The sequence below is a fragment of the Corynebacterium imitans genome, from assembly GCF_000739455.1.
In the GTDB taxonomy this organism is placed as follows: domain Bacteria; phylum Actinomycetota; class Actinomycetes; order Mycobacteriales; family Mycobacteriaceae; genus Corynebacterium; species Corynebacterium imitans.
Genome location: NZ_CP009211.1, coordinates 432163 through 456731 on the forward strand (window position 1 = coordinate 432163; position 24569 = coordinate 456731).

21 protein-coding genes are annotated in these 24569 nt (G+C 64.9%); 14 read left to right on the forward strand and 7 right to left on the reverse strand.

All coding sequences use genetic code 11. The features are described from left to right. The first annotated feature begins 20 nt into the window (after positions 1-20). Positions 21-2177 carry a DUF6541 family protein gene (locus tag CIMIT_RS02005; protein WP_051904720.1) on the forward strand — a complete coding sequence of 719 codons (2157 nt, stop codon included), beginning with the start codon at positions 21-23 and terminating at the stop codon, positions 2175-2177. A gap of 62 nt (positions 2178-2239) precedes the next feature. After that, positions 2240-3514, forward strand: a complete 1275-nt coding sequence (eccB, locus tag CIMIT_RS02010) for a type VII secretion protein EccB (RefSeq protein ID WP_038588463.1) — start codon at positions 2240-2242, stop codon at positions 3512-3514. Between the two features lie 257 nt (positions 3515-3771). Here eccB and CIMIT_RS02015 read toward each other — a convergent pair whose 3' ends face one another. Both CIMIT_RS02015 and eccD read right to left on the reverse strand, forming a co-directional pair. Further along, positions 3772-4956 carry a S8 family serine peptidase gene (locus CIMIT_RS02015; protein WP_051904721.1) on the reverse strand — a complete coding sequence of 395 codons (1185 nt, stop codon included), beginning with the start codon at positions 4954-4956 and terminating at the stop codon, positions 3772-3774. A 2-nt stretch (positions 4957-4958) separates the two neighbouring features. Continuing rightward, complete coding sequence (gene eccD / locus CIMIT_RS02020; RefSeq protein WP_038588470.1) at positions 4959-6242, reverse strand: type VII secretion integral membrane protein EccD; 1284 nt, start codon at positions 6240-6242, stop codon at positions 4959-4961. Between the two features lie 178 nt (positions 6243-6420). Here eccD and CIMIT_RS02025 point away from each other — a divergent pair, with 178 nt between their 5' ends. The 3 genes from CIMIT_RS02025 to CIMIT_RS02035 all read left to right on the forward strand — a co-directional run bounded on the left by CIMIT_RS02025 (position 6421) and on the right by CIMIT_RS02035 (position 11370). After that, a complete protein-coding gene (locus CIMIT_RS02025; RefSeq protein ID WP_038588475.1) occupies positions 6421-10089 on the forward strand; it encodes a type VII secretion protein EccC in 3669 nt (1222 codons plus the stop codon). Continuing rightward, positions 10086-11051 (forward strand): type VII secretion-associated protein, encoded by a 966-nt coding sequence (locus CIMIT_RS12015; RefSeq protein WP_051904722.1) that lies wholly within the window; start codon positions 10086-10088, stop codon positions 11049-11051. Before CIMIT_RS02025 ends, CIMIT_RS12015 begins: the two co-directional genes overlap by 4 nt. 124 nt (positions 11052-11175) lie before the next feature. Beyond that, positions 11176-11370: a WXG100 family type VII secretion target gene (locus CIMIT_RS02035; RefSeq protein ID WP_038593726.1), complete on the forward strand. Its 195-nt coding sequence runs from the start codon at positions 11176-11178 to the stop codon at positions 11368-11370. Between the two features lie 827 nt (positions 11371-12197). Here the strand turns inward: CIMIT_RS02035 and CIMIT_RS02040 are convergent. Together CIMIT_RS02040 and CIMIT_RS02045 are read right to left on the reverse strand one after the other, a co-directional pair. Beyond that, positions 12198-13208 (reverse strand): AAA family ATPase, encoded by a 1011-nt coding sequence (locus tag CIMIT_RS02040; protein WP_038588480.1) that lies wholly within the window; start codon positions 13206-13208, stop codon positions 12198-12200. Further along, positions 13205-13939: a hypothetical protein gene (locus tag CIMIT_RS02045; RefSeq protein WP_144311793.1), complete on the reverse strand. Its 735-nt coding sequence runs from the start codon at positions 13937-13939 to the stop codon at positions 13205-13207. The genes CIMIT_RS02040 and CIMIT_RS02045 overlap by 4 nt, the downstream gene beginning before the upstream one ends. An 829-nt stretch (positions 13940-14768) precedes the next feature. Between CIMIT_RS02045 and CIMIT_RS02050 the strand changes: the two genes are divergently transcribed. Continuing rightward, positions 14769-15311: a recombinase family protein gene (locus tag CIMIT_RS02050; RefSeq protein ID WP_038588485.1), complete on the forward strand. Its 543-nt coding sequence runs from the start codon at positions 14769-14771 to the stop codon at positions 15309-15311. An 11-nt stretch (positions 15312-15322) separates the two neighbouring features. Here the strand turns inward: CIMIT_RS02050 and CIMIT_RS02055 are convergent, their stop codons facing one another. Then, positions 15323-15685: a hypothetical protein gene (locus CIMIT_RS02055; protein ID WP_038588488.1), complete on the reverse strand. Its 363-nt coding sequence runs from the start codon at positions 15683-15685 to the stop codon at positions 15323-15325. Then, the gene (locus tag CIMIT_RS12020; protein WP_084674240.1) at positions 15682-17220 is read right to left on the reverse strand and encodes a recombinase family protein; all 1539 of its coding nucleotides are present in this window, start codon (positions 17218-17220) and stop codon (positions 15682-15684) included. The genes CIMIT_RS02055 and CIMIT_RS12020 overlap by 4 nt, the downstream gene beginning before the upstream one ends. Before the next feature lie 208 nt (positions 17221-17428). Between CIMIT_RS12020 and CIMIT_RS02065 the strand changes: the two genes are divergently transcribed. The 7 genes from CIMIT_RS02065 (at position 17429) to CIMIT_RS02095 (ending at position 22839) form a co-directional block, all read left to right on the forward strand. Then, positions 17429-17713 carry a WXG100 family type VII secretion target gene (locus tag CIMIT_RS02065; protein ID WP_038588490.1) on the forward strand — a complete coding sequence of 95 codons (285 nt, stop codon included), beginning with the start codon at positions 17429-17431 and terminating at the stop codon, positions 17711-17713. A 371-nt stretch (positions 17714-18084) separates the two neighbouring features. Further along, the gene (gene rplM / locus CIMIT_RS02070; RefSeq protein WP_038588493.1) at positions 18085-18528 is read left to right on the forward strand and encodes a 50S ribosomal protein L13; all 444 of its coding nucleotides are present in this window, start codon (positions 18085-18087) and stop codon (positions 18526-18528) included. Next, complete coding sequence (rpsI, locus tag CIMIT_RS02075) at positions 18528-19076, forward strand: 30S ribosomal protein S9 (RefSeq protein ID WP_038588496.1); 549 nt, start codon at positions 18528-18530, stop codon at positions 19074-19076. Before rplM ends, rpsI begins: the two co-directional genes overlap by 1 nt. 127 nt (positions 19077-19203) lie before the next feature. Then, on the forward strand, positions 19204-20547 hold the full coding sequence (gene glmM / locus CIMIT_RS02080) for a phosphoglucosamine mutase (RefSeq protein WP_038588499.1): 1344 nt from the start codon (positions 19204-19206) through the stop codon (positions 20545-20547). 167 nt (positions 20548-20714) lie between these two features. Next, positions 20715-21035, forward strand: a complete 321-nt coding sequence (locus CIMIT_RS02085) for a hypothetical protein (protein ID WP_144311794.1) — start codon at positions 20715-20717, stop codon at positions 21033-21035. Next, positions 21032-22558 carry a hypothetical protein gene (locus CIMIT_RS12785; RefSeq protein ID WP_038588505.1) on the forward strand — a complete coding sequence of 509 codons (1527 nt, stop codon included), beginning with the start codon at positions 21032-21034 and terminating at the stop codon, positions 22556-22558. The genes CIMIT_RS02085 and CIMIT_RS12785 overlap by 4 nt, the downstream gene beginning before the upstream one ends. Then, positions 22552-22839 (forward strand): hypothetical protein, encoded by a 288-nt coding sequence (locus CIMIT_RS02095; protein WP_038588507.1) that lies wholly within the window; start codon positions 22552-22554, stop codon positions 22837-22839. Before CIMIT_RS12785 ends, CIMIT_RS02095 begins: the two co-directional genes overlap by 7 nt. Before the next feature lie 122 nt (positions 22840-22961). Here the strand turns inward: CIMIT_RS02095 and CIMIT_RS02100 are convergent, their stop codons facing one another. Beyond that, on the reverse strand, positions 22962-23816 hold the full coding sequence (locus CIMIT_RS02100; protein WP_038588510.1) for a poly(ethylene terephthalate) hydrolase family protein: 855 nt from the start codon (positions 23814-23816) through the stop codon (positions 22962-22964). Positions 23817-23899: 83 nt separating this feature from the next. On the opposite strand from CIMIT_RS02100, the gene CIMIT_RS02105 reads away from it, so the two are divergent. After that, entirely contained in the window at positions 23900-24559 is a 660-nt protein-coding gene (locus CIMIT_RS02105) for a hypothetical protein (protein WP_038588514.1), read from the forward strand. Positions 24560-24569 lie beyond the last annotated feature (10 nt).

Genomic DNA, 24569 nt, shown 5'->3' on the forward strand with positions numbered 1-24569 from the left:
AACACACTCGAGGAGGACTCATGACACCAGCGGCGGCAGCTGTGTTTGCCATACCGTTCTTCCTCCTCCCGGGGCTGGTATTTAACCTCGTCGCAGGCGTGAAAGGCCCGCATGCGATGGCCACGGCGCTGCCGGTGAGCTTCGGCATCTTCGGCATGAGCGCCTGGATGTGGGGCCTGACCTCTGCGCCACTGAACTTGTGGACCTACGCGGTGACCTTGGTCTTCGCATTCGCGACGGCCGCGGTGTGGCGCTACGCCTTCGCCCGCAAGGCGCGGCGCGGCGGGCGCATCTCGTGGCGTCGCGCGCTGTTCCCGGGCGAGTGGAAGAAAGGCAGCATCTTAGACCCCTTCTGGCTCTTGCCGACGGCCGGTGTCGTCGCCGGGTCCTGGATGCTCATCTCGGACCGTTTGGGTTGGCTGGTACGCGCCCCGCACGGCACGTACAACATCGTGCAGGGCTGGGACGTGCAGTGGCACGCCAACCTGGTGCGCTTCATCATGGACGCTGGCGTCGCCTCGCCAACGCGGATGGGCGAGCTACAGAACGTCGAGACCCACGCCAACCTGCTGTATCCCTCCGCGTTCCACACAGGCATCGCGCTGTTCGGTGAAGCGGCGGGGCTGGATCCGATCCCGGCACTGAACATCGGCATGATCGTGCTCACCGGCATTGCGCTGCCTATTACCGCGGCGTGCCTGGCGTTCGCCTTTACCCGCTCGCGCGGGCTGACGGCGCAGATCGCGGCCGGGCTCGCCGCCATCTTCGTCTACGGCGCGCCGCAGCTTGCCTGGGTGAGCGACTTCGTCGGCATGTGGCCCTACCTGTTCGCCATGTCGCTGACCGGCACGGTGATCTACCAATTCACGCGCCTGCCCGCCCGCCACGCGGGTGCCCTCCCGGCCACGGTCGGGCTGCTCGGCGTGCTCACGGCGCACCCGGCGGCGCTGACCGTCGTGGTGCTGGGCGTGGGCCTGTACTGGCTCACCTCCACGCTGATTCACCCGGAACGCGGCCGCCTTGCCGACACAGTGTGGATGGCTGTCCCCGGTGCCGTCGCCGCGCTGATGTACCTGCCGCAGGTGTTCGCCGGTTCGGCGCAGGCCGAGGAGGTCTCCGGCTGGGCGCCGAAGGAAAGCAAAGACTTTGACAGCGGGTGGGATATCGCCTTTTCCATGCAGACTCGCCATGTACTGGAGTTCTTCCCGGACTACGACGCGACCGTGTGGCTGTGGCTAGCCGGTTTCGGCGCGCTGGTGTGCTTGCTGTGGCGTCGCCAGGTGTGGCCTGTGCTGTTCTACGCCCTGTCGCTGACCATCACCGCCAACGCGATCGCACCCGTGGCGGGCCCGCTCAGCGGGCTGCTCACGCTGGCTGGCAACCTGCACTACAACACCGCCCACCGCCTGATCTTTCCGGTGGTGCTGGCCGTGCTGGTGGCTGCCGCGATCGGAGTTGCCGCTATGGTGCGCCTGTTCACACTCGCGCCGGTTGCTGCACGCTTGGGGTCCAAGGCGTGGGAGCGGGGGACGGGTGTGGCGTCGATAAGCATGGCCCTTGTGGTGGCGATGATTGCCGCGCCGACGGTGCGTGACACCACAGTGGCCGGCGCGCAGTCAGCGTTTCTGGACGCGCGGGTGGAGGACCGCATGGTCAGCGACGACGACCTGGCGGCCTGGGATTGGCTGGCCACGCAGCCTGCAGCTTGGGAGGGCACGATCTTTGGTGACCCCGCCGACGGGCACAGCTGGGGGTACGCCTACAACGGGCTGCCGATGCTGTCGCGTCACTACCTGTGGCCGACCGGCGGACGGGGGTCGAATACGGACATTGCGTACTGGCAGGCGCGCGAGATCGGCGAGGGCCTGCGGGGTGACGCGGACGCGGAGAACGTGGTGGATCGGGCCGCAGCCGAGCTGGGGATCAAGTTCTACATGCTCAGCCCGTCGGCGTTCTGGCCGTTCCAGCTCGAGCGCCTGCAGATGCAGCGTGGCTTTTGGACCTCGCGCGGGCTCACGCCCGTCTACCGCAAGGGCGATGTGGTGATCTTCGCGGTAAACAAGGAGTTCACCCAGGACGAGCTTGAGCGCATGCTTGCCGACGCCCACTCGCACGGCTCCGACGACCTCTTCGAGCAGGCACCTTCTGACACTGCGGAACTTACGCCCCTGCAGTAAAATGAAGCGGTCTGGCTCGGGGGGAGCCAGTGACCGCACAAAACGTATGGGGGGATACACCTATGGCGCGCTTGCTGCCAACAACAAAAACACAGGTTTCCGGGCACCGCTTTTTGCGACGCAGGGTGGAGCACGGCCTGATCCTGGGTGATATCCGAATGATTCACGACCCGCTTTCCTCGCGGCGTCGCGCCATGATTTTCGGGGTAGTGGCGGTGGTGATGATCTCTGGTGTCATGGGGCTGTTCGCTTGGATGCGGCCGAACCCGAACCCGGGCGAAGCGGCGATTATCCGCGCGGCCGACGGGAGCCTGTTCGCGCGGGTGGACGAGACCGTGCACCCGGTCACCAACCTGACCTCGGCGCGGCTGATCGTGGGCGGGCCGGAAGAACCGGTGCGGGCGGGCGATGAGCACTTGGCGACGCTCGCCCGCGGCGTGCCCGTTGGCATCGGGGTGGCACCTTCGGTGTTCGCGCCGGAGGACGCGGCGGAGACGTACTGGTCGGCGTGCACGGTGCCGGGGTCGGACGCGGAGCCCGAGGTAGTGGTGCGCGCGGTGGACGCGCAGGTGCCGTCGCTCGGGCCGGAGTCCGCGATCGTTGCGGAGGTGGATCACCGCGACTGGCTGGTCACCGCGCAGGGGCGCGCGCAGCTGCCGCCGTCGACAACCCCGGACGGCCGGATCGTGCGCCGCGTCTTAGGGATTGATGCGTCCACACCGCGTTGGCGTCCGCCCGCGCAGCTTTTCGGAGCGCTGCAGGAGCAGCCGTCGTTTGCGCTGCCGGATCCGCTGCCGCGCGTGCTGCGTACCGGCGAGCGGGAATGGGCTGAGACCTCCGGCGGCGTGCAACCGATTACCAGCGTGCAGGCGGAGATTCTGCTGGAGGCGGGCGCGCAAGTCACGGAGGTGCCCGCCCAGGCTGTGGCGGAGAAGCCCGACGCGGAGAACCCAGCGCCGATCCGCTTGCCCGAGCACCGTATGCGCCTGCTCGACCCAGCGGGCGAGCCCGCAGACGAGCCGGAGGCGACCTGTATTACAGAAGACGGCGGGGCGGCGACGCTTCCCGCATCAGAGGCGATGGTCGGCCACGTGCGCCTCTCCGGTGCGGGCCCGGCGTCGTATTTTGTCGGTCTGCCGTCCGGCGCGGTGGCCGTAGACACCGGCAACGGCTACCACGTGGTGGATCAGACCGGGCTGCGCCACGGGGTACCCGATGAGGCGACCCTTGAGGCTATCGGTGCTGCCAAGGTGGAGCAGGTGCCGTGGCGGTTGGTGCAGCTGCTGCCGCGCGGGGAGGCACTAGAGCGAACTGCGGCGCTCACGGCGACGTACTAAGTCTTGACTTGGCTCAAATTGATGCCGAAGCGTTGGGCCGGTTTTGGGCTCTTCCGCGGCCGGAAAAGCCGACAGCGAAGCACACCCGACGGCGCTGGTCTAAATGGAGCTAGCTCCGTTTAGGAAGATCGGCGTCCCGCGACCTGGGGTTTTGCGGCCGGGGTTGGTCTAAATGGAGCTAGCTCCGTTTAGGAACTTCGGTGACTGGCGACCTGGGATTTTGCAACCGGCGCTGGTCCAAATGGAGCTAGCTCCATTTAGGAAGATCGGCGACCCGCCACCCGGGCTCGCACCAGCGGTGCCGCGAACAGGCAGACCAGCAGCATCGCTGCAGCGAGCAGCACGTTGCCCAACTTGCCTACTGACGCCGACACCTGCTCCTCGGCAGGGCGCAGGGCAAGCGGTTCGGCGTCCGAGGAAGATGCCGGCGGCAGCTGGGTCACTGCCGCCAGCGGGTCGAGCGCGCCTCCGCTCGGTTGGGATGCGGCGTAGAGGTGCGCGCGCACTTCGGCGGGGTGCAGGTGCGGGTAGCGCTGCATGAGCAGGGCCGCAGCACCGGTAACAACCGGGGCGGCGAAGCTCGTGCCCGCGTACGGGGCGGGCCCGTTGTCGCTGTGGGTGCCGGTGGCGAACCCGGTGCCGTCGGAAGCCAGCGCGAGCGGGACTGTGCCCTGCGCGGACAGCGCCGGGCCGGGCACGCGGATGGAGTAGCCGGCGAGTGTCTGCGCGTCCTCGCGGGCGGCGACGGCGAGCACGGTGGGCGAGTGCGCGGGGAAGACGGTGTAGCCCTGGGCGCACTCGCCGGATTCGTTGCCGGCTGCGGCGACGACCACCACGCCTTCGGCCTCAGCGTGGGCAAGAGCAATGTCCAGGGGCTGGGTGTCGATGCGCTCGGCGATCTCGGGCGGTTGGCAGGAGACGACGGAGATGTTGATGATGTCGGCGCGTTCGTCGATGGCGTTGTGGATGGCGTCGGCAAGCGTGGCCAGCGAGCCTGCGTTGGGGTCGTCGCTTTCGCGGTCGCGGTAGTGCGCGGAGGTCTGGCGGATGGCGATGAGCTCCGCGTCCGGGGCAACGCCGTGGGTTTTCCCGGCGATGATGCCGGCGACGACGGTGCCGTGCGAGTCGCAGTCGGCAAAAGGGTCGGGGTTGTCGTGGTCGACAAAGTCGCGTCCCCGGTCAAGGCGGGTGAGCTCCGGGTGCGGGTGGACGCCGGTGTCGATGACGGCGACGCGCACCCCAGCGCCGGTGGCGAAGCGGTGTGCGCGGTCGACCGGATCGGTGCGCGCCTGGCGGGCTTGCTCATCGACGTTTAGCGGTGCAGGCGGGCTGGCGTGGACGGGCACGGCGCAGGCGTAGTCCTGGGCGTGTGCAGTCGGGGCGAGAAGCGGTAGCGGGGCGCACAACAGCGCGGCTGCGGCAAGAGCGGTGAAGCGTTTCATGCTCACAGCCCCCTGATCAGCGCGAAGAGTCCTGCGATGTGGAGCGCGAGCGGGAGTGCGGCGATGATGGCGGCGGTCTCCGCGCGCTCAAACCACACCACGGTGGTGGGCTCCAGCTCCGGGACGTTGCGTACCCAGATCGCAGCGGTCGCGGCGGTAAGCGTGGCAAGCAGCGCCATGGCGATTGCTACGGGGTGCGGGTTGTCGGTGCGAGCCACGGCGAGCGCGCACGCGCACACCGCGCCGAGGGCGGCGGTGACCAGCGCCGCGCGCGGTACCGGGTAGTGGTGGCGGGTGGCGTAGATGCCCAGTGCCCCGGCGGTACACACGCTCAATGCGCACACCCAGGCCCCGCCTGCCCAGGCAATGGCAAAAAGTGCAGGCAGCATGCTGGCGGCCACCGCACAGGAGATGGCGGCGACGAGCGTGATCGCACGTTGGCTGCGCTCGTCGACATCAGGCTGGTAGCCGTCGGCAGTCGCGAAGGCTTCGCCCGCGGTGGGCACGCGCGGGACCTTCAGACCCGCGGCGCGGGTGGCTACAGCCGGGGTGGAGAGGACGGTGAGGAGTCCGGCGAGCACCGTCAGCGCCGCCGGGGCTTGCGCGCTCGGCAGCCACACCCCGCACGCCCCGATGCTGAGCAGGACGCTTAACGTGACCGTGCACGCGGAGGCGAAAGGCCCGGCCAACCCGAGTACGGCACCGAGGACGACGAGCGCGCAGGCAGTGGCGGCTCCCGCGAAGACGCCCAGCGCCACATCGACGGGCTCCCACGCGCCGGGCAGACCTGCGACCCAGCAGGCCACCGAAATCGCCGCCACACCCGGCAGCGGGGCGAACAGCGTGGAGACGCGCGACAACACGGCCAGCGCAAACACGGCGAGCGCGCCCACACCGAGCGCGACAGGAAGGGAGGTGAACATCCCGGCGAGGACAGCCAGCCCGAGCACACCGGCGAAGCTGGCCAGGTGGGCCAGGCCCGTGGTGTCGCGGGTGCCGACGGCTGCCGCGGCGAGTGACTCGGCGGCGTCGCGAACCACTGGCGGCTCGATTGACTCTTGGGGCCTCAGGACGGTCACGGCGCCGTCGCGAAGCTTGAGCTTGTGCAGCGGGGTGTGCATATCCAGCGGCGCGCCGCCGACGGTCGAAGCCTCCCACGGGCGGTGGATGCGCGGCAGGTCGACGAATGTGGCCAGCTCAGGCAGCACTTCCGCGAAAGTCGACGAGGTGGGCAATACCAGGTCGATGTCGCGGTGGAAGGACACGGCGGAAACGCGCACGGTCATGCGAACAATGTGATGGGCAGATGTAGCTACCAAGGAAAACCCCCGAAAAGTGTGTGCGCGAACCCCCATTTGCCGCGCGGTGTTTCCAAGTATGGCGTAAACTGCCGGGCACGTCCACAGCTCGCACGTCTGGTTCGGGGGAACCAGCGGCTGTGGCAGATCTTGGGGGGGATTTTTCGTGCTCGGAGTCGACCACAATCCGGTACTCGTGCCCACGCGCATGCCGCTTGCCGACGCCCCGCCGCTGCCCAGCGGCGCACTCCACGCAGAAGCTGTGCCCAACGCGCAGAAGCACCAGCCGCTGCCTCTGCTACGTATCCTGCTGCCGATCGTGATGATGGTGGCCGTCGGCGCGGTCATGGCGCTGATGTTGCTCTCCGGTAGGGCGATGGGGCCGATGATGCTGATCTTCCCGCTCATGATGGCCTTCGGGCTCATCGCCATGTTCCAGCCGCAGGAGCAGCAGAGCGATATCGACGAGACGCGCAGGGTCTACCTGCGCCACCTGGACGCGCTGACCAAGCAGGCTCGCGCCAACGCGGTCAAACAGCGCGCCCACTTTTCCTACCTGCACCCGGAGCCGGCGATGCTGCTCACCGGGGTGGACAGCGCACGGGTGTGGGAGCGCGGCACGGACACGCCAGAGGCGCTGCAGGTGCGGTTGGGCACTGGTGCGATGGCGCTGTGCACGCCGGTAGAGGTGGACGATCCCGGCTCGCCGGAGGACCTCGATCCGGTATGCGCGGTGAGCTTGCGTCGGGCGGTCGCGGCGGTGGGCACCGTGCCCGGGATGCCGATCGTGGTGCAGCTGGCCGCCTTCCCCGCCATTACGCTCGCAGGGCCGCGCGCCCACGACGTGGCCAGTGCAGTGGTGTCGCAGCTGGCCTTCTTCCACGGCCCGGAGACAGTCGGCCTTGAGCTGGAGCATGCGGCAATGCCGTGGGCGAAGTGGCTGCCGCACGCGCGCGAGCCGGAGCGCGCCCAGTTCCGCGTGGTGGTGGCGCAAGCGCGCCGGGGCGCGGACGATTCGGCGTTCGCGCCCGCGCACGCCAGCGCCGATTGCGTGATCACGGTGGACGAGGACCCGGAGGCCTTCGTCAGCGAGCACGCCTTCCACGTCGTGTGCACAGACGAGCTGGCCGCGGTCACCGAGTCGGGCCGCGAGTATCTCGGCGTGCCCGATCCTTTTAGTGCGGAGGAGGCGGCACTGATCGCGCGCCACTTGGCCTTTTATCGACGCCCCACCGGTACCAGCAATGTGCGAAAAACCGGGGGCGACCTGCTCGCCATGCTGGGCATCGACGACATCGACGTGCTCGATGCAGCTACGATGTGGCCGGGCAGGGAGGGCACCCGCCAACGGCTCACCGTCCCCATCGGGGCCACGCCCGAGGGCGAGCCCGTCTACCTGGACCTCAAGGAGGCGGCCCACGGCGGCATGGGCCCGCACGGGCTGTGCATCGGTGCTACGGGATCCGGGAAGTCGGAATTGCTCAAAAGCCTGGTCGCAGCGCTCGTGGCGACGCATTCGCCAGAGGAGATCAACCTGGTGCTCGTCGATTTTAAGGGCGGTGCGACCTTCCTAGGCTGCGAGGGCCTGCCGCACACCTCGGCGGTGATTACCAACTTGGAGGACGAGGCCGTGCTGGTCGAGCGCATGTATGACGCGATTTCGGGGGAGATGCACCGTCGCCAAGAGCTCCTGCGCACCGCGGGCAACTACGCCAACATCACCGATTACACCGCCGCCCGCCTGCGTGGGGAGGAGCTCGCCCCGCTGCCCGCGCTGGTGATCATCGTGGACGAGTTCTCCGAGCTGCTCACCCAGCACCCACACTTCGCAGAACTCTTCGTGGCCGTGGGCAGGCTCGGCCGCTCGCTCGGGGTGCATTTGCTTCTGGCCTCCCAGCGCTTGGAGGAGGGCAAGCTGCGCGGGCTGGATTCGCACCTGTCGTATCGCATTGGCCTGAAGACCTTCTCTGCCGGCGAGTCGCGCCAGGTCCTCGGCGTGCCGGACGCCTACGAGCTACCGGGCGAGCCCGGCTCGGGCTTTCTCAAGGCGGGCTCGCCGGACCTGGTGCGCTTCCGCGCCTCCTACGTCTCCGGGCCGCTGACCCGGCGCGTTGCGGCGCGCGGTAGCTCGGAGGTTCCGACAGTTCGTCTCTTTGATGGCTGGGAGACGGCAGCCGCCGAAGCGGCGGCAGTGGACGCGGTGGACACCGTTGAAACCGTGGAGACGAGCACGACCTTTGAGGCGATCGTGGCCAAAGCGGGCGAACTCGCCGCCGCAGGCGGGATGCGTGCACACCAGGTGTGGCTGCCGCCGTTGCCGGATACGCTCGCGCTGCACGCGGTAAGCCCCGACAGCCCCGACAGCCCCGTCGCGCAGACAGGCGCGGCGCTCACCGCGCCCGTCGGGCTCATCGACCTGCCCTACCGCCAGCGCCAGGATCCACTGGTCGTCGACCTCGGCGCGTCTGGCGGACACATCGCGATTGCGGGCGGGCCGCAGACCGGCAAGTCCGCCGCGCTGCGTACGATCGCGGCAGCACTCGCACTGGCGCACACGACCGACCAGCTGGCCATCTACGGCATCGACGCCGGCTCGGGCGGCCTCGACGACCTGGAGCGCCTCCCGCACGTCGCGGGTGTCGCGCTGCGCACGGACGAGGAGCGGGTGCGCCGCGTCGTCGATGAGGTGGTGGAGCTGTTGGACGCGGGGGAGGGGCACCGTGGCGTCGAGAAGCATACGCTGCTGCTTCTCGACGGTTGGCACACCCTGTGCGCACCCGACTCCAAATTCGAAGACTTGAAGGAGCCGCTGGCGCGCATCGCCTCCGAAGGCCCCGCTGCGGGCGTGCACCTGGCGGTGACCACGCAGCGCTGGAACGCGATTCGGCCAAACGTGCGCGACCTGATTGGCACCCGCTACGAGCTGCATTTGACCGAGCCCATGGACTCGCTGATCGACCGTAAGCTGCAGCAGAAGCTGCCCGCGAAGCCAGGTCACGGGCTGACCCCCGACGGCACGCACATGCTGTTCGCGCACGCGAATGCGCAGGATATTGCACACATCGCCGCGACCGCCGCCGGTCAGGAGCCGGTGCCGAAGCTCAAGGTGCTGCCCACACACGTGCGCACCGCGGAGCTGCTTGCGGGAAGTCCGCACGCTCTCCCGATCGGGGTTGGCGGGCCGCGCCTTGCGCCACTGCACAGCCAGTCCGGGCACCTGCTGGCTATCGGGGCCGGCGGCGCCGGCAAATCCACCGTGATCGCCAGCGCCATCACCGCGATTCAAGCGATGGATCGCGAAGATGCCCGCATGGTCATTTGCGACCCGCGCCGGGCCCACCTCGGGCGCGCCGCAGACGACATGACGGCCGCTTACGCCGCCTCGTCCACCGCCATTGCCGAGGCGATCCGCGCGCTGGTGACCACGATGCGCGATCGGCTGCCCGGCTCAGACGTCACGCCCGCTCAGCTCGCTGATCGTTCCTGGTGGACCGGGCCTGATATTTACCTGGTCATCGACGATCTTGAGCTCGTCGGCGAGGAGCACTTGCGCGAGGTGGTCGCGCTGCTGCCACACGCGCGCGACATCGGCCTGCACGTGGTTGCCGCCCGCAAGTTCGGCGGGGTGGCGCGCGCGATGTTCGGCGGCTTCCTCGGCGCGCTCAAGGACACCCACCCGGACGTGCTCATCATGGACGGCACCCGCGAGGAGGGGGCGCTGTTCGGCGTGAAGCCGAAGCCGCAAGCCCCTGGCCGCGCCACCCTGGTACAAGCCGGGTCTGTGCAAGGCACCGTCCAGCTGTGCGCGCCCTACGAGGAAGGAGCAACCCTATGACCCGCGCCGAGACCCCACACGACACAGATACCCTGCAAGTGCGTGTCACCGAGGAGGCGACTGTCTTTAGCGGCGCCGCGAACCTGCGCCGCTGTGACGCGCCCACACCTCTGGAAATCGCCACCTATATTCGCAGCGTCTTCGGCGACGAGCCTCACGGCGCGCACGTGCACCTCATCGCCCAAGAGCAGGTGATCCACCTCATCGACCAGGCGCTCGCGGACTGCGGCATCCACCTCACCGCCGAGCTGCCCGCTGATGAGGCACCCACCACCACGCTGCCCGCTGTGCATACGCCAGAGCCGCTGCCGGTTGCGCGCCCGCGCGATACCAGCGAAGACCACGAATCACGGCGCGCCGTGTGGCTCATCGTCGGCCTGGTCGTCGTGGTGGCGGCCGCCTGCGGCCTCGTGTTGTGGTGGACGTTCGGGCCTTCGCTTGACGACGCCCACGAGACCGCCCCAGAACGAGCTCCCGCCCCGCCGAGCCCAGCTGTGTCGAGCTCAGCTGCGCCCGAACCGGAGCCGGAAGTGCTCGAACAGGACGGGCTGAGCGTGCAGCTACCCGCCGGGTTCAGTATCGAAGAGGACGGGGACATGTGGCGGGCGGTAGGACCAGACCCAAACTTCCGCCTGCAGCTGAGTGTGGACGAGCGCTACAACGTGCCCGCCCAAGCGCTCGCGGAGCAGCTGCGCGAAGACATCGAGCGCGACCCCGAGGTGGAACTGGTGGGCACCGACGGGCACGCCGTGACGTATCTAGAGCGCGCGGCGGACGGCTCGCAGGCGCTGTGGAAGACGTGGCCTGACGGTGCCGTACAGCTCTCGGTGGGGTGCCACACACGCTACGAGCCGACCAAAGTGCAGCAGGCGACGTGCACGATGGCGATGAATTCTGCCCGCTATAACCCGGAAAGCCGCAGCTCACAAGACCATGAGGGGGTGGTTGCCTTGGAAGGTTAAAAATTTTTCGCCTTTGAAGGGAACCGCAGGGCGTGTTTCAACGTCCAATATATGAACGGGAAACCGCCGCCGGCGGCCACTGTTTACAACCACACACATTCCACGCTTTCTATGAGGGGGAACCATGAGCAATTTTCAGACCGAAGCCGATGTGATGCGCTCCACGGCCGACCACGCCGACAACGTGAACGCCGACGTCAACCGTGAGATCGATCGCATCCAGGGGGTCGCCGAGTCTGTCCGTACCTTCTGGCAGGGCAGCGCTCAGCGCAGCTTCGATGGACTGATGGCAAGGTACGACGATGCAAACCGCGCTTAAACATTACTAAAGGAATTAGCGTTATACAGCTGATTCGTAGGGGTAGTGGTTGTGTCGTGCTTTGGCAAGACAGTCGCGCCGGGCTGGGATATACTCCTCGTAGCCACCGGGGAACTACATCCCCCGTAGCCCGGTGGTTAGGTGTTGCGTTGTAGCTGCCCATCCCCCGGGCGCTCCGCTTCACCGTCCCCCGGTGCTAGTTCGGGGATAGCCTAGGTGCCCACAGTGTGGGTATCTTCTCTGCTCTCTAGATCCCAGGGTGTAACCGCTAGTACCCCTTATTCTTCGGCGGTGTCTGTCTCTCTGGTCTTGACAAACAAAAAACGGGGCACTAAGGCCCCGTTATGCTGTCTCTCTTCGGTCTGTCAAACTCTAGCGCCGGTGACTCTTGTTCACCGGCGATAGTGGAACGAAACAGCCCGTCGAGCTGGGTAGCTCTACGGTGGTGGTACAAGCATAAAAAGGGGCCCACTAAGGGCCCCTTGTTTTCTCTCCGGTGTGTATACCACCCTGCCGGTGGCTCTAGTCCACCGGCGGTACAAACAGTAAGAGCCCGGCTTTTTCACCGGGCTCCAAAACAAGCAGCCGGTAAGGCTGCTGGTGTTGTACAGCGGCCAAAAAGGCCGCTGGTTATTCTCTTGTGTTTATCGGAAACAGCTTGCTGCTGTTTCCTCTTGGTATTCACTAGCCGAAGAGAAGCGGTAGCTTGTAGCTACCGCCTGGTAGGTGTGTGTGGGGATGAGAGTATAGAGAGAAGGGGGTTCAAGGTACAGGTACACCCCCTTCTACCTGGGCTTATGCAAACAGGATGAACCCTGGGGGTTCACCTACACAACGGCTGCTTGCAGAGCAGGCCCGGGTGAGTACATACCACCGGCGCTGTTGGTGCTCTGGACTAGCAGCCCGCCCTTCTCGAGCTGGGTAAGTTTCTTGGCCCTGATGCTGTTCTCCGCCAGGCCAGCCCGTCCCGCGATGTCGCGGGCTACCTCAGCCTTGTTCTTCCCTGCTGAACCAGCGGCAAGCTGGGCTACTCTAGCGTTCTTGTCGAGCGCCTGCGCAGACCGTTGGCGGGTCTTGTCCGCTGCCTGCTCCTCCGCTTGCTCATCACGCACCATCGCCTGATCAACGATACGGTACCGGCGCTGCACCCCCAGACCGTCGCGCGACTTGGAGCGCAGCACACGCAGTGAGTCACCGTAGGCGTTAGTGCTAGTCCGGTAGATCTCTACTTCGCACCTAGCGAAGTGAGAAGCACCAGAGTTACCCATCACCCTGTGGCTAGGCCCGGTGGGGCCTACGTAGTCTGAAGCGTGCGCTACCAGGATCACCGGGAGACCGAACGGGGCCACCCGTTCCTGCCAAAGCTGTTTCCACGGTGGCTTTTCCATCTCATCACCGTCGAGCACACCGCTAGCATGATCAATCACCACCAGGCCATGCCCGGCGCGCCGGGAATACTCGTGAACCGTGTTCCACCACGCCTGGGGCTTAATACCCACGCCGGTAAGAAAGTCCACGTCTGCTCGAGCTTCCAGAGCGCCCAGGCGCTCCCTGTACTCGAGTTCAGCGCCCGCGTCGGAACACAGCACCAGCACACGCACGCCGCGCGCGTTAGGCTTAATGCCCAGGAAGTCTCTTCCGTCGGTTAGGCTGGCGATAATGTGCGCCACCGCTAGCGACTTACCGGCGCTAGAAGCGCCGTACAACAGCGTGTTAGTCGAGTGGACAACACCGGGAATCACCCACCGTTCCTCCTCTGTCCTGGGCTTAACGTTGTCGATGTGTACCACGCCCAGCTGCTGCTCGAGCAGCGCGAGTTCCTGCTGTTCTCCGGTCACGCGAGCACCTGCTTTCCCTCGGAATCTAGGCTAATCACCACAGGCTCCCTGTCGCTGTCGCTCCACTCCACCAGCGCCGGGGCTAGCGGATTACCGTGCTCATCCACGGGCCCGGGGTACTCAACGCCGGGGTACTGCTCCGGATCCCTGTTCAGCACAGCCAGCACCGCGCTAGTCGCGCTCTTGTGGCGGTTGTAGTCCCTTGAGCACGGTACAACGTTCTCAATAACGTGGCCCGCTGTTCCGGGCACCGACAACGGCTGAACGTGGTCGAAAGTCCTGCTGTTCGGGTAGCCCGGCTCCCGCCTAAGCTGTACGCCGGTGTGAAAACACTCCCACGGGTTAATCCCGAGATCATCCCAGTACACCAGTAGTTCTGCCCTCGTGAACTTAATCGCTGGTAGTCCTGCTTCACGTGCCCTACGATGGCCCCGCTCCAGTGCGTATGCCAGCCCGTCGGCGGCTGCTCTGCTGGTCTGTAGCTGCTTGTTGGCGCAGGTGCGACAACGGCCAGCGCGCCCGTCTAATAGTCGCTTGTCCGGCTGAAAGTCGGTGTTTAAGTCCTGCTCTACTCCGCAGGTGTTACAGATCTTCCTCCCTAGCTCTCGTAGTTCCTGATTCTTTTCTCTGATTAGTGCCCTGTCCACCGTGACTACCCCTGCTGGGGCGGCGTCTCCGGCGTATTCGGCTTGCTCTTTCTCGGTACGTGATGTACCTTCGGTGTTACACAAAATTACTGATCCTCCTCTGGATCTCTCGTGCGCGGGTGGCACCCCGCGCGTGGTTAAATTTGATACCTGCTAGACCGTCGCTTGTTTCGCTCCACTATTGAGTTTTCAGACAACACGGCCAGCACTAGACCGGCCCACCCCTCGACAAGACAGTCGGGGGGATTTTTTAGTGTAGCACACACCCCCAAACTGGGGCAAATTGCACCCGCACGCCTGTTCTATAGGCAGTCTATGGACTTAAAACCCGCCCACGACCGGGCACCCGCCATCACCTACGGTCAAGCAGGCAGGGGCGGGGGTATACCCCGTGGGGCACCCCACCCCCGCTTCGCTGGCACGCACGCAATCTTGCACCCCTGAAACTCTGCACTAGCCCCGTACCGCCGGGGCGCTCGAGGGTTAACCACCGGAGCTCCAGCACCCGTGCCCGTAGCACGCGCTCTAGCACGCCTGCACGCCCGTACAAGCGCCTAAACTGCTGCACCCGGGGAGAAGTGCCACCCGGTGCCCTGCACCCGCCCAGCGGGCGCGTAGCCACCCTCTAGACCCGGTGTAGCTGCACTGCACCCGCGCCACTAGCCCTGCTGCCCAGCGGTACCCCTGCCAGGCCGGTGTACTCCCGCGCCGGGAGCGCGAGCAGCAGACACTAGCCCGGCGCGCTCTCTCCACTCCCAGTGCCGGTGTCAAACAGGGGTACACCCTAGATAGACAAACTCGACACCCCGAAACAGTGTCTAAATAGAGTCGTAAACTCATTTATTGACACACTGCCCAACAACATCTAAGATCCTATTTAGACAACGACACAACAACCAACCAGGAAGTCAAAATGCGTATCGGGTACAAGCGAGTTAGCACCGTAGACCAGAACACCGCCCGCCAGCTCGAGGGCGTCGAGGTGGACAAGGTGTTCCAGGACAAGGCCAGCGGTAAGTCCGCTAACCGTCCCCAGCTGAACGCTGCTCTCGATTACGTGCGTGAGGGTGACACGCTGGTTGTCCACTCGATGGATAGGCTGGCACGCAACCTTGAGGATCTACGCGCTATCGTGCGTGACCTTACGGGCCGGGGTGTGCGCGTCGAGTTCGTGAAAGAGTCCCTGGCGTTCACCGGGGAAGATTCACCCATGAACGTGCTGCTCTTGTCCATGCTGGGTGCCGTAGCAGAGTTTGAGCGCTCCATGATTCTCGAGCGCCAGCGCGAGGGTATCGCGCTAGCTAAGGCCGCTGGCAAGTACAAGGGGCGTAAAGCTGCTCTCACCAACGAACAGGCCGGGGAACTACGTGCCCGGCGCGCTGCTGGTGAGTCTGTCGCCGCGCTTGCACGCGAGTACGGGGTTAGTCGCCAATCAGTGTACAACTACACCGCGTAGCGGTACCACCCCTAGTGCTCCCCGGTAGCGGGGGGCACTTTTTGTATGTCCGGGTGTGGGCTAGGCACAAGCTCCCCATCCAGCTCAATCAACAGCCCGTCCCTGATCATGCACCCCACGAACTCCGCCGGGCTAATCCCTACTTCAGCCGCCGCCTGCTCTACGGTGATGTACTCATCCTCATCCACCGGGGGAGCGGGAAGTACGCTGGGTGCTCCCCACACCTCGATAACCAAGCTGTCATACGCAAACAACAGGCGTGCTGTCCACTCGTTGGCCTTGATAAGGCCGTTCAGGCGCTCTGTTCTGCCCGTGGCGGTGTCTCGTACCACCAGCACACCCTCAGCGCCCCACAGGCGCTCGTAGGCCATCATTCTCGCGCCCCCTCGATCTGCTGGCGCTGCTCTTCGCTTAGCCCGGCCATAAACTCTTCCTGCTCTAGCTTATGGACGGTAGATAGGTCAACGGGTTTTGTCTTAGGCAACAGCTTTAGCTCTGGGGGCAAAATAATCTCGTGCTCTTGGATAGGGCGGTGCCACCTGCTGCCGGGCTTAAGCTGCCGGGCCCGGAACTTGATACCTGCCGAGGTGAGCAGCAACCTACGGCCCTCGGTGTCCAGCTGCTCCCACCGCTCCCCGTAGGTCTCTCCGGTGTCTATCCACTCCACACCGTCTTGAGACTGTACGGCGCTCTCTAAGCCCTTAATCTTGTTGCCCAGGTTGGTTAGTTGTTCGAACAGGCTAGCGCGCGTGGCCTTGTCGGGGGCGGTTGGCAGAAACTCTGTAATCTCTGCGTACGCTGCTCTTGCCTGCTCCAAAGACTCTTCGGTTGTGCCAATGGTGCTGAGTCGCTTCTCTAGTATCGGTAAATCGGCAACATCATCCAAAAACATCTCTTCCAGAGCAGCGTGTGCTTCCCGGGCGGAGACATAAATGGTTTTGTCGTGCCGACGGCACTGGTACTTGAATATAGATTCAGAACCGTTGTACCGGTTGTAGTGCATGTTCTCACCACATTCCCAGCACACGATAACGCCGCTCAGCGGGGATATTTTGGCCTTAGTAGCTACACGGGTTCTCCGGCTGGCGCGTAGTTCCGCTATCCGGTTGTAATCTTCGATCGAGATAGACGGCTCACAACGCTGTATCGGTTCCCCGTGATCATCCAGCACCGGCTTACCCTCGTACATAGTCCAGCCAAGATAGACCTTGCTGGTCAATAGCGTGTTGATCGTGGAGTAGTGCCAGCCCTTGGTGCCCCTGCCTGCTTCCTGTCTGGCGGTGGGAATTTCCTTGTCCTTGAGATCTCTAACTATGTGGGCGATAGGGCGATTCATTAAGGCCTGCTTGTAGATCCACTGGAGCACTTTCTGTTGCTCAGGATCTTTAATTAGCTCCTTGCCACCGCCCTCCCTATCAACGGCCTGGTAGCCGTACGGGGCTACGCCACCCTGGAACCGTCCCACCTTGCGTAGCTGTTTCTTGCCCGCTAGGGCGCGTTCGGTAATAGCTTCCAGCTCTCCCTGAGCTAGTCCGGCAATGATGTTTGCCAACATCTGCCCAGACCAGTCGGATAGATCAATGTGTTCAGCCACGCACACTAGCTGCTTTTCGTGTTCTTGTGTCCAGATAAACAACTTGCTCAGGTTGATCGAGTTTCTAGCCAACCTGTCCAGCTTCCACGCCACAAGAATGTCCCAACCTTGTGAACCGTCCTCGGTCAAAAACTTCCCCAGCTCTGGCGTATCGAACGGGGAAACGCTGCCGGAAACGTCCCCGTCCTCAGCCCACGCCACCACCTCGTGGCCGTTGTCCTTGGCCCAGCGGGAGATTAATTCTCGCTGGCGCTCCAAGCTCGTGGACTCATCTCGCAACCGGGATAGGCGTATCCGCCCTAAAACTCTTGCCATGTTTTAGATAGTACGCAAGCCCTGTACGACGATGCGCAGCGTCGACTGACTGAGGCGCTGACTGACATCTCGCACAACATCCGCGACAACGCCAAGCACTACGAGCACGCCGACGTCTCTACGACCGAGAGCCTGGACAGCCTCTCAGGCTCCGCTGGCCTGGCCCTGTAATTCAAGAACACACACGCACCGAAAGGACACTGCTGACATGCACATTAAGTACGACTTCGGCCAGATCGGCAACACCGCGCAGGATATCCGCAGCTCCGCGGCCAACATCAACGGCCAACTGAACGAGCTCAAGGAGGTCATCCGCCCGATGACCCAGACCTGGGAAGGCGAGGCGGCCACCAGCTACATGGCGCACCAGGCCAAGTGGGACCAGGCCGCGGCTGACCTCAACGAGATCCTCAACCAGATCGCCAACACCGTTGAGGACGGCAACAACACCATGCACGCAGTCAACAACGCCGCGGCGAACAGCTGGGGCTAGCGCCTTGACTGCTCGCCGGGCTGGGTATTTAGGAAGGAGGTGAGGCCAACTACCTGCGCTGCTGCGGGGGAAGTGGCGCGGGTACACACCTGCGATTGTTCGTTAGTAAACATAGCTTCGGCGCCGCCGTCGGGATTGGGGGATCCCGCGGCGGCGTTGGGCTGTCTTCGGCAGGGGAGGGGACAACGCGGCGTCGGCAAGCGAAAGCTCTTTTTGGAGCTGGGCCGGACTTCGCGTAAGCTTATCCCCCTGTGTGTCCTGCCAACTTCTAGTTGGTGCCACGCCCATCGGGTCTCCACCGGCCGCCGTTGGGGGTGTGGGCACAAAAGATATGGCCGGCAGCCATCTAGACAGACTTTAAGGAGTCATGCATGTCTACTTACCACCCGAAGAGCGGTGACATTACCCGTAAGTGGTACGTCATCGACGCAACCGACGTGGTGCTGGGCAAGCTTGCTTCCACCGCAGCTGACATCCTGCGTGGCAAGCACAAGCCGCAGTTCGCACCGAACGTTGACACCGGCGATCACGTCATCGTGATCAACGCCGACAAGATCCACATCTCCTCCAACAAGCGCGATCGCGAGATGCGTTACCGCCACTCCGGCTACCCGGGTGGTCTGAAGTCCATGACCCTGGGCCGCGCGCTGGACGAGCGTCCGGACCGCGTGATCGAGGAGGCTGTGAAGGGCATGATGCCGCACAACAAGCTTTCCCGTCAGTCCATCAAGAAGCTGCACGTCTTCGTCGGCGATGAGCACCCGTACGCTGCTCAGAAGCCGGAAACCTACGAGTTTAAGCAGGTGGCACAGTAATGACCGAGCCGAACACCAACGCAGAGAACAACGTTGCAGACGCTGGCGACATCGACGCCGCCACCGCCGCAACCGAGGAGTTCAACTACACCATCGGCGATGCAGTCGCACCCGAGGTTGACGAGTCCGAGGAGGCCGTCGCCGAGCCGGTGAACCTGCACGAGGGCCCGATCCAGACCGTGGGCCGCCGTAAGCGCGCCATCGCGCGTGTGACCGTCACCGAAGGCGACGGCACCATCACCGTCAACGGCCGCGAGTTCGAGGACTACTTCCCGAACAAGCTGCACCAGCAGGACATCCTGTCCCCGCTGACGCTGCTCGAGCGCGAGGGCCAGTTCACCATCAAGGCCACCCTCAACGGTGGCGGCCCGACCGGCCAGGCTGGTGCACTGCGTCTGGCTATCGCCCGCGCACTCAACGTGTACAACCCGGCTGAGCGCCCGACCCTGAAGAAGGCTGGCCTGCTCACCCGTGACGCACGTGCCGTCGAGCGCAAGAAGGCAGGTCTGCACAAGGCCCGTCGCGCACCGCAGTACTCCAAGCGTTAATCGCTTCCACTGCCAGGTGCTACGCCGCCGCCCCTCTCGCTGGGGTGGCGGCGTTTTGCCGTCTATAGGGGTGATTGGGCAGGCCCCGTGCCTGACCAGTGTCGGCCAGTACTGCATAATTGTGCCTATGACTCGAATGTTTGGAACTGACGGCGTCCGCGGGCTGGCAAACGAGAAGCTCACGGCGTCTTTGGCAATGAAGCTCGGCGCGGCAGCCGCGACCGTGCTCACCCGCGACCGACGCTCCACCAAGCGCCGCCCAACCGCACTGATCGGGCGCGACCCGCGCGTCTCCGGCGAGATGCTCGCAGCAGCGATGGCGGCGGGCATGGCCTCGAAGGGCGTCGACGTGCTGCGCGTCGGCGTGATCCCCACCCCGGGCCTGGCATTTCTTACCGACGACTACGGTGCCGACATCGGCGTGATGATCTCCGCTTCGCACAACCCGATGCCGGACAACGGCATCAAGTTCTTCTCCGCCGGCGGCAAGAAGCTGCCGGATGCCGTGGAGGACGAGATTGAGCAGACCATGGCCACCCTTGACGAGACCGGTCCGACCGGCACCGGCATCGGGCGTGTGATCGAGGAGGCTCCCGATGCGCAGGAGCGCTACTTGGCGCACCTGGCTGAGGCGATGACGACGGATCTGACCGGGATCAAGGTCGTCGTCGACTGTGCTAACGGCGCGGCTTCCGAGGTCGCACCGAAGGCCTACGCCGCCGCCGGCGCAGAGGTGGTTGCCATCTACAACACCCCGAACGCCTTCAATATCAACGACGGTTCCGGCTCCACACACATGGACCAGGTACAGGCCGCCGTCGTCGAGCACGGCGCCGACATCGGGCTTGCCCATGACGGCGACGCGGACCGCTGCCTCGCCGTCGACGCGGAGGGCAACATTGTCGACGGCGACCAGATCATGGCCATCCTCGCCACCGGTATGAAGGAGCGCAACTCCTTGACCGACAACACGCTCGTTGCCACCGTGATGAGCAACCTGGGCCTGAAACTTGCCATGGAGCGCGAAGGCATCCACGTTGAGGAGACCGCGGTGGGCGACCGCTACGTGCTCGAAGCGCTCAACCGCGGCGACTTCTCGCTCGGTGGCGAGCAGTCCGGCCACATCGTCGTACCCTCGCACGCCACGACTGGCGACGGGACGCTGTCCGGCCTGCTTCTCATGGCCCGCATGGCGGAGACCGGCAAGACGATCGCTGAGCTCGCCGCTGTCATGCAAGTGCTGCCGCAGCAGCTGATCAACGTTCCGGTCTCTGACAAGTCCGCGATCATGAGCGACCCGGAGGTCATCGCGGCAAAGGAAGACGCTGAGGCTGAGCTGGGGGATACCGGCCGCGTCCTTCTGCGCCCGTCTGGCACCGAGGAGCTGTTCCGCGTGATGGTGGAGGCCTCCGATGAGAAGCACGCCCGCGAGGTCGCCGGTCGCCTCGCGGCAGTCGTCGCTGCGGTGTAGTCTGCGGGCATAAGGACCTCGTCCCCGTAAAGCGTTTATGGGGTTTGAAGAAAAATTTTTCGGGGACGAGGGAACCGTAGGGGGTCTGGCTGCGTCTAATAAGGGCCAGGAAAAATTTTTAGATAGAGCCCACAATGGTGGGCCGGGGGAATATCGGGGGTGGAATTATGAGCGCATCGGAACGTGGCGTTGATGTCGACGTCGACGCAGTACGCGCACGCTACACACGCGCTATCGGTGCCTATCGCGCTGCCAGGGACGAACTCGCGGCGAACCCGGCGCAGGTCGCGCCGGACAGTTTCGGGCAAGGCTTTACGCACCAGGGCGCGCGGATCGCGGCGGCGCTGTCGCGCATGGACGAAACGACGGCCGCTTACCTGTCCGCGCGGGCGCGGAACTGGGAACAGATCGTGCGGCTGAGCGGTGACGTCGTGCACGCCGATACAGGTAACGCCGCCGGTTTTGCTTTCCGGGAGGCGCAGCTATGAGTGCCGTTGAAGCAGAAGTACAGCGCGTCATGTCGCTGATCTGCACAGCCCCCGCCTCGCCGGGGAAGCAGGCGGTGGCGCAGGGGATAGCCGACGATCTCCTGCAACAGATTGACCGGCTGCGCGGTCAGAACTTACACGGGTTCGCCTCCACGGGCGCGCAGCTGCAAGGCCGTTTCCAGCTTAGCGGGAGCGGCTCAGTGTATACGGGCCTGGATCGCTCGAAAACCAGGGCCGACGGCCCGATCGCGGACTTCATTTTCGGCGAGCCCGGGGCCAATCCGGGGGCCGAGGAGCGCTGGTTCGAAGAGCTGGGCATCACACAGCGAGAGGCCGAAGACGCCAACCGCGAGGCCGAGCACTTCAACCACGTCGACGAGGTCGGCTGTCAGATCCAAGCGTGCTGCAAGACGATCGAGGAGGTTTGCACCACCGGCGACATCGCCATGCAGGAAATCCTCTCACCGGCGTGCCGGATGCTGGAAATGATTGTGAAGTTTGGGTTCCCACAGCTGACCGACCAGGTCATCGACGTGGCAATCGGCGCACTCACCCAGGCGAGCGCGACGGCGAAGGACCGCAACTGCGTCATCGAGGACTGCCTCGAGGCCATCGCGAAGTGCGTGGAAGACGTCGCCGTGCAGCAGCCCGAGCCGCCGGTGGAGTACGACGGCAGCTGCGAGTGCGAGGGTGGCGGTACAGCAGCGACCGAGCCGGCGCAGACGCCCGCACCGAAACCGGCACCGAAACCAGCGCCTGAGCCTGCGCCGGAGCCGCCGCCCAAGCCCGCTGCGCCTGTTGATCCGCCTGCACCGCCTCCGGCACCGGAGCCGAAGCCAGCGCCGGAGCCGAGGGTGACGGAGTGCCCACGGCTGGAAACGCGCTGCGTCGACACCGCAAGTGTTGGCACCGCGGCCGCTTCCGCCGTTGCGGGGTTGGTCGGACAGCCCGCACCGGTCAATGTTGAGCTCAACTTCAACTTCGACATCGATGGCGCAATCAACGCAGGTATTGAAACCGTGGACTGCGAGACAGTAGAGCAGTTCCAGCCTCCAGCACCGCAGACCGAGACCGCCGCGTGGGTGGGCACGCTGGTGCAAGCCGGTGCGGCGGCAGTACTCGAGGGGCTGGACTGCTTCGCCGCCTCGCTGGAAGCGGTCGCGGAATGCCCAGGGGCCGAGTGCTGCACGCACGATGTGCCTGAAAACCCGGAACCGGAGCCTGAGCCCGAATGCCCGGAGCCTGTGCCCGAGCCGGAGCCAGCACCCGAGCCCGAGCCTGTGCCCGAGGATGGTGTGATCCCTCCACCGCCCGAGCTCTCACAGGTAGAGGAACCGGCCCCGCCGCCGAAGAAGCTGGAACACATCGAGAGTCCAGCCACCGAGGTAGCCCAGGTGCCGCCGGATCCGGCACCGGCCGATGCAACTGAAGACGCCAAGCAGACCGAACACACTGACAACGACACACCGGCAGCTGCGGACTCTGCGGAGCCGTGGGCCATGAAGAAGACAGGGGAATGGTGATGGATTTCGCAGAGTTTGCCGAGCAGTACCGGCGACGCACAGAGAAGCGCATGCTGGATTTCGAAGCGATGCTTCGTGACAACCAGCGCAAAATGGCCCAGACCGCGAAGTACCACGCGATGGCACAGGCGAACCCGGACAAGCCGCCGCTGGTTGTGCCGCGCGGCGAGTACAGCTACCCGCTACGGAATTCGAAGTTGCTGCAGCCTCCGGAAGACGGCAAGAAGCCGATCCGTGCGGTGCTGCGAAGGGAACCACCGAACGGGAGGCGTCCGCGGTAGGGGGCGTGAAAAATTCGACGAGGGGCTTCTCGCGAGCTGGGGTTATGCAAAAAACGGCCCGGAAAATGTTGAATCTTTCACGGGCTCACCGCAACCCGCGACAAACCCCAACAAACCAAACCCTAGAACAGCGAGAACCCGCTATCGTCGCGGCTTAGCCCAGCAGCCTCCGCCAGGTCATCACCCACCAGGGATTCGACGCCGCTGCCCGCGGCCTCGGGGTCGGAGTAGGCGGCGTACTTCTTCTCGCCAGCGAGCTGGTGCAGCAAGAAGCCGGTGACCAGGCCACGCGCGGTTTCCTGCACGTCGCGGTTGGATTTGCCCAGGCCGAGGACGCGCTTGAGCAGGCCGTCCTCGGAGAACTCCTGCTGGTCGCCCTTCTTAATAGTGCGGTAGCAGGCCTTGCCGGCCCAGTTGTAGGCCAGCTTCGCCGGGTTGCCCGGATTGAACAGGGCGTCAGCGTCCACACCGGGCCCGATGATCAGGCCGGGGACGAACAGGGAGCGGGCCGCCTGGGTAGAGGAGGGGGCGACGTTGGCGGGGTAGATGGATGCCACTGCGTGGACCTTTTCGTTGTCCACGGCGGCGAGGACGGCAGCGCCGCCGCCCATCCCGTGGCCCACGATGCCGAGCTTTTGCGGCGAGACGGTGATGTTGCCATTGCCCAGGCGCACGCCTGCGCAGATCTGCAGTGCGGTTTCTAGGTCGGCGGCGAACCCGGCGTGGTCCGGGCGCAGCCCGGTCTCTGTGTTCGGCGCTGCGGCGACGATACCCCAGCTGGCTAGGTGACGCAGGAAGCGGTGGTAATCGTCGACGTTCTTCGTCCAGTCGTGGCCGAAGGCGACTGCGGGCAGGTCGCGCCCCTCGGCGGGGGTGTAGACCTTGCCGGGCAGCCCGGTATAGCCCAGGTCGCCTTCGAGTACGCGGTGCGGGCCGCGCTTGGACAGTTCGGAGAAATTCTTCAGCTTCGCAGACACGCAGACAATGGTACTCGAGCACGCTTGGGCGCGTGGGCAACGCGTAGGTTAGTGTGGGCCGGAAAATGATTGGAGGATCGCTGATGCTTGGTGCGCTTTCGCTGGCGTTTGTGGATTCGGTGAACCTGTTGCTCATCGGCGTGATCGTGGCGGTGGGGATCATTGTGCCGCGCCATCAACCAAAATATGCGGCGATCGTGGCGCTGCTTATCGCGGGCGATTGGCTGGGGGTGGCAAGCCTGGCGCTGCTCATGCTCGCCATTTTCGACGGCCTCGGTCCCGTCGTCCAAAGCTTCGTTGAAGGCCCTATTTTTGGCATCCTCCTGCTGGTCACGGGTCTACTCACCGGGGTGCTGGCGCTCAAAGGCGGGGATAACTCGAAGCTTATCGCCACGGTGCTGCGACCGCTGCGTAAGCCGAACGCGCTGACAGTACTCACCGGCTTCGTCCTGGGCCTGGTGCAGTCGGCCACCTCCATTCCCTTTTATGGCGGGCTCGCCCTGCTATCGGCTGCGGGCATCGATCCGACGCTGCGCTACACCTCCCTGATCTTGTACGCGACGGTGGCGCTGTCCTTGCCAACCGTTTCGGCGCTGCTCGTGGGGTGGGTGCGCGCGAAGCCGGACAGTGCGGCGGGTCGCGGGTTTGCGTGGGCGCGCAAGAATCCGCGCCCGGTCACCCTGGGTGCTACCTGGGCTGTTGCTGCCATGCTGATTCTTCTGGGTGTGCTCCACCTGTTCTAGGTGCGCGATG

Bases quoted from the DNA above. Each gene is read 5' to 3' on its own strand.
- CIMIT_RS02005 (WP_051904720.1), top strand. From the start codon at position 21: ATGACACCAGCGGCGGCAGCTGTGTTTGCCATACCGTTCTTCCTCCTC.
- eccB (WP_038588463.1), top strand. From the start codon at position 2,240: ATGGCGCGCTTGCTGCCAACAACAAAAACACAGGTTTCCGGGCACCGC.
- CIMIT_RS02015 (WP_051904721.1), bottom strand. From the start codon at position 4,956: ATGAAACGCTTCACCGCTCTTGCCGCAGCCGCGCTGTTGTGCGCCCCG.
- eccD (WP_038588470.1), bottom strand. From the start codon at position 6,242: ATGACCGTGCGCGTTTCCGCCGTGTCCTTCCACCGCGACATCGACCTG.
- CIMIT_RS12015 (WP_051904722.1), top strand. From the start codon at position 10,086: ATGACCCGCGCCGAGACCCCACACGACACAGATACCCTGCAAGTGCGT.
- CIMIT_RS02035 (WP_038593726.1), top strand. From the start codon at position 11,176: ATGAGCAATTTTCAGACCGAAGCCGATGTGATGCGCTCCACGGCCGAC.
- CIMIT_RS02050 (WP_038588485.1), top strand. From the start codon at position 14,769: ATGCGTATCGGGTACAAGCGAGTTAGCACCGTAGACCAGAACACCGCC.
- CIMIT_RS02055 (WP_038588488.1), bottom strand. From the start codon at position 15,685: ATGATGGCCTACGAGCGCCTGTGGGGCGCTGAGGGTGTGCTGGTGGTA.
- CIMIT_RS12020 (WP_084674240.1), bottom strand. From the start codon at position 17,220: ATGGCAAGAGTTTTAGGGCGGATACGCCTATCCCGGTTGCGAGATGAG.
- CIMIT_RS02065 (WP_038588490.1), top strand. From the start codon at position 17,429: ATGCACATTAAGTACGACTTCGGCCAGATCGGCAACACCGCGCAGGAT.
- rplM (WP_038588493.1), top strand. From the start codon at position 18,085: ATGTCTACTTACCACCCGAAGAGCGGTGACATTACCCGTAAGTGGTAC.
- rpsI (WP_038588496.1), top strand. From the start codon at position 18,528: ATGACCGAGCCGAACACCAACGCAGAGAACAACGTTGCAGACGCTGGC.
- glmM (WP_038588499.1), top strand. From the start codon at position 19,204: ATGACTCGAATGTTTGGAACTGACGGCGTCCGCGGGCTGGCAAACGAG.
- CIMIT_RS02085 (WP_144311794.1), top strand. From the start codon at position 20,715: ATGAGCGCATCGGAACGTGGCGTTGATGTCGACGTCGACGCAGTACGC.
- CIMIT_RS12785 (WP_038588505.1), top strand. From the start codon at position 21,032: ATGAGTGCCGTTGAAGCAGAAGTACAGCGCGTCATGTCGCTGATCTGC.
- CIMIT_RS02095 (WP_038588507.1), top strand. From the start codon at position 22,552: ATGGTGATGGATTTCGCAGAGTTTGCCGAGCAGTACCGGCGACGCACA.
- CIMIT_RS02105 (WP_038588514.1), top strand. From the start codon at position 23,900: ATGCTTGGTGCGCTTTCGCTGGCGTTTGTGGATTCGGTGAACCTGTTG.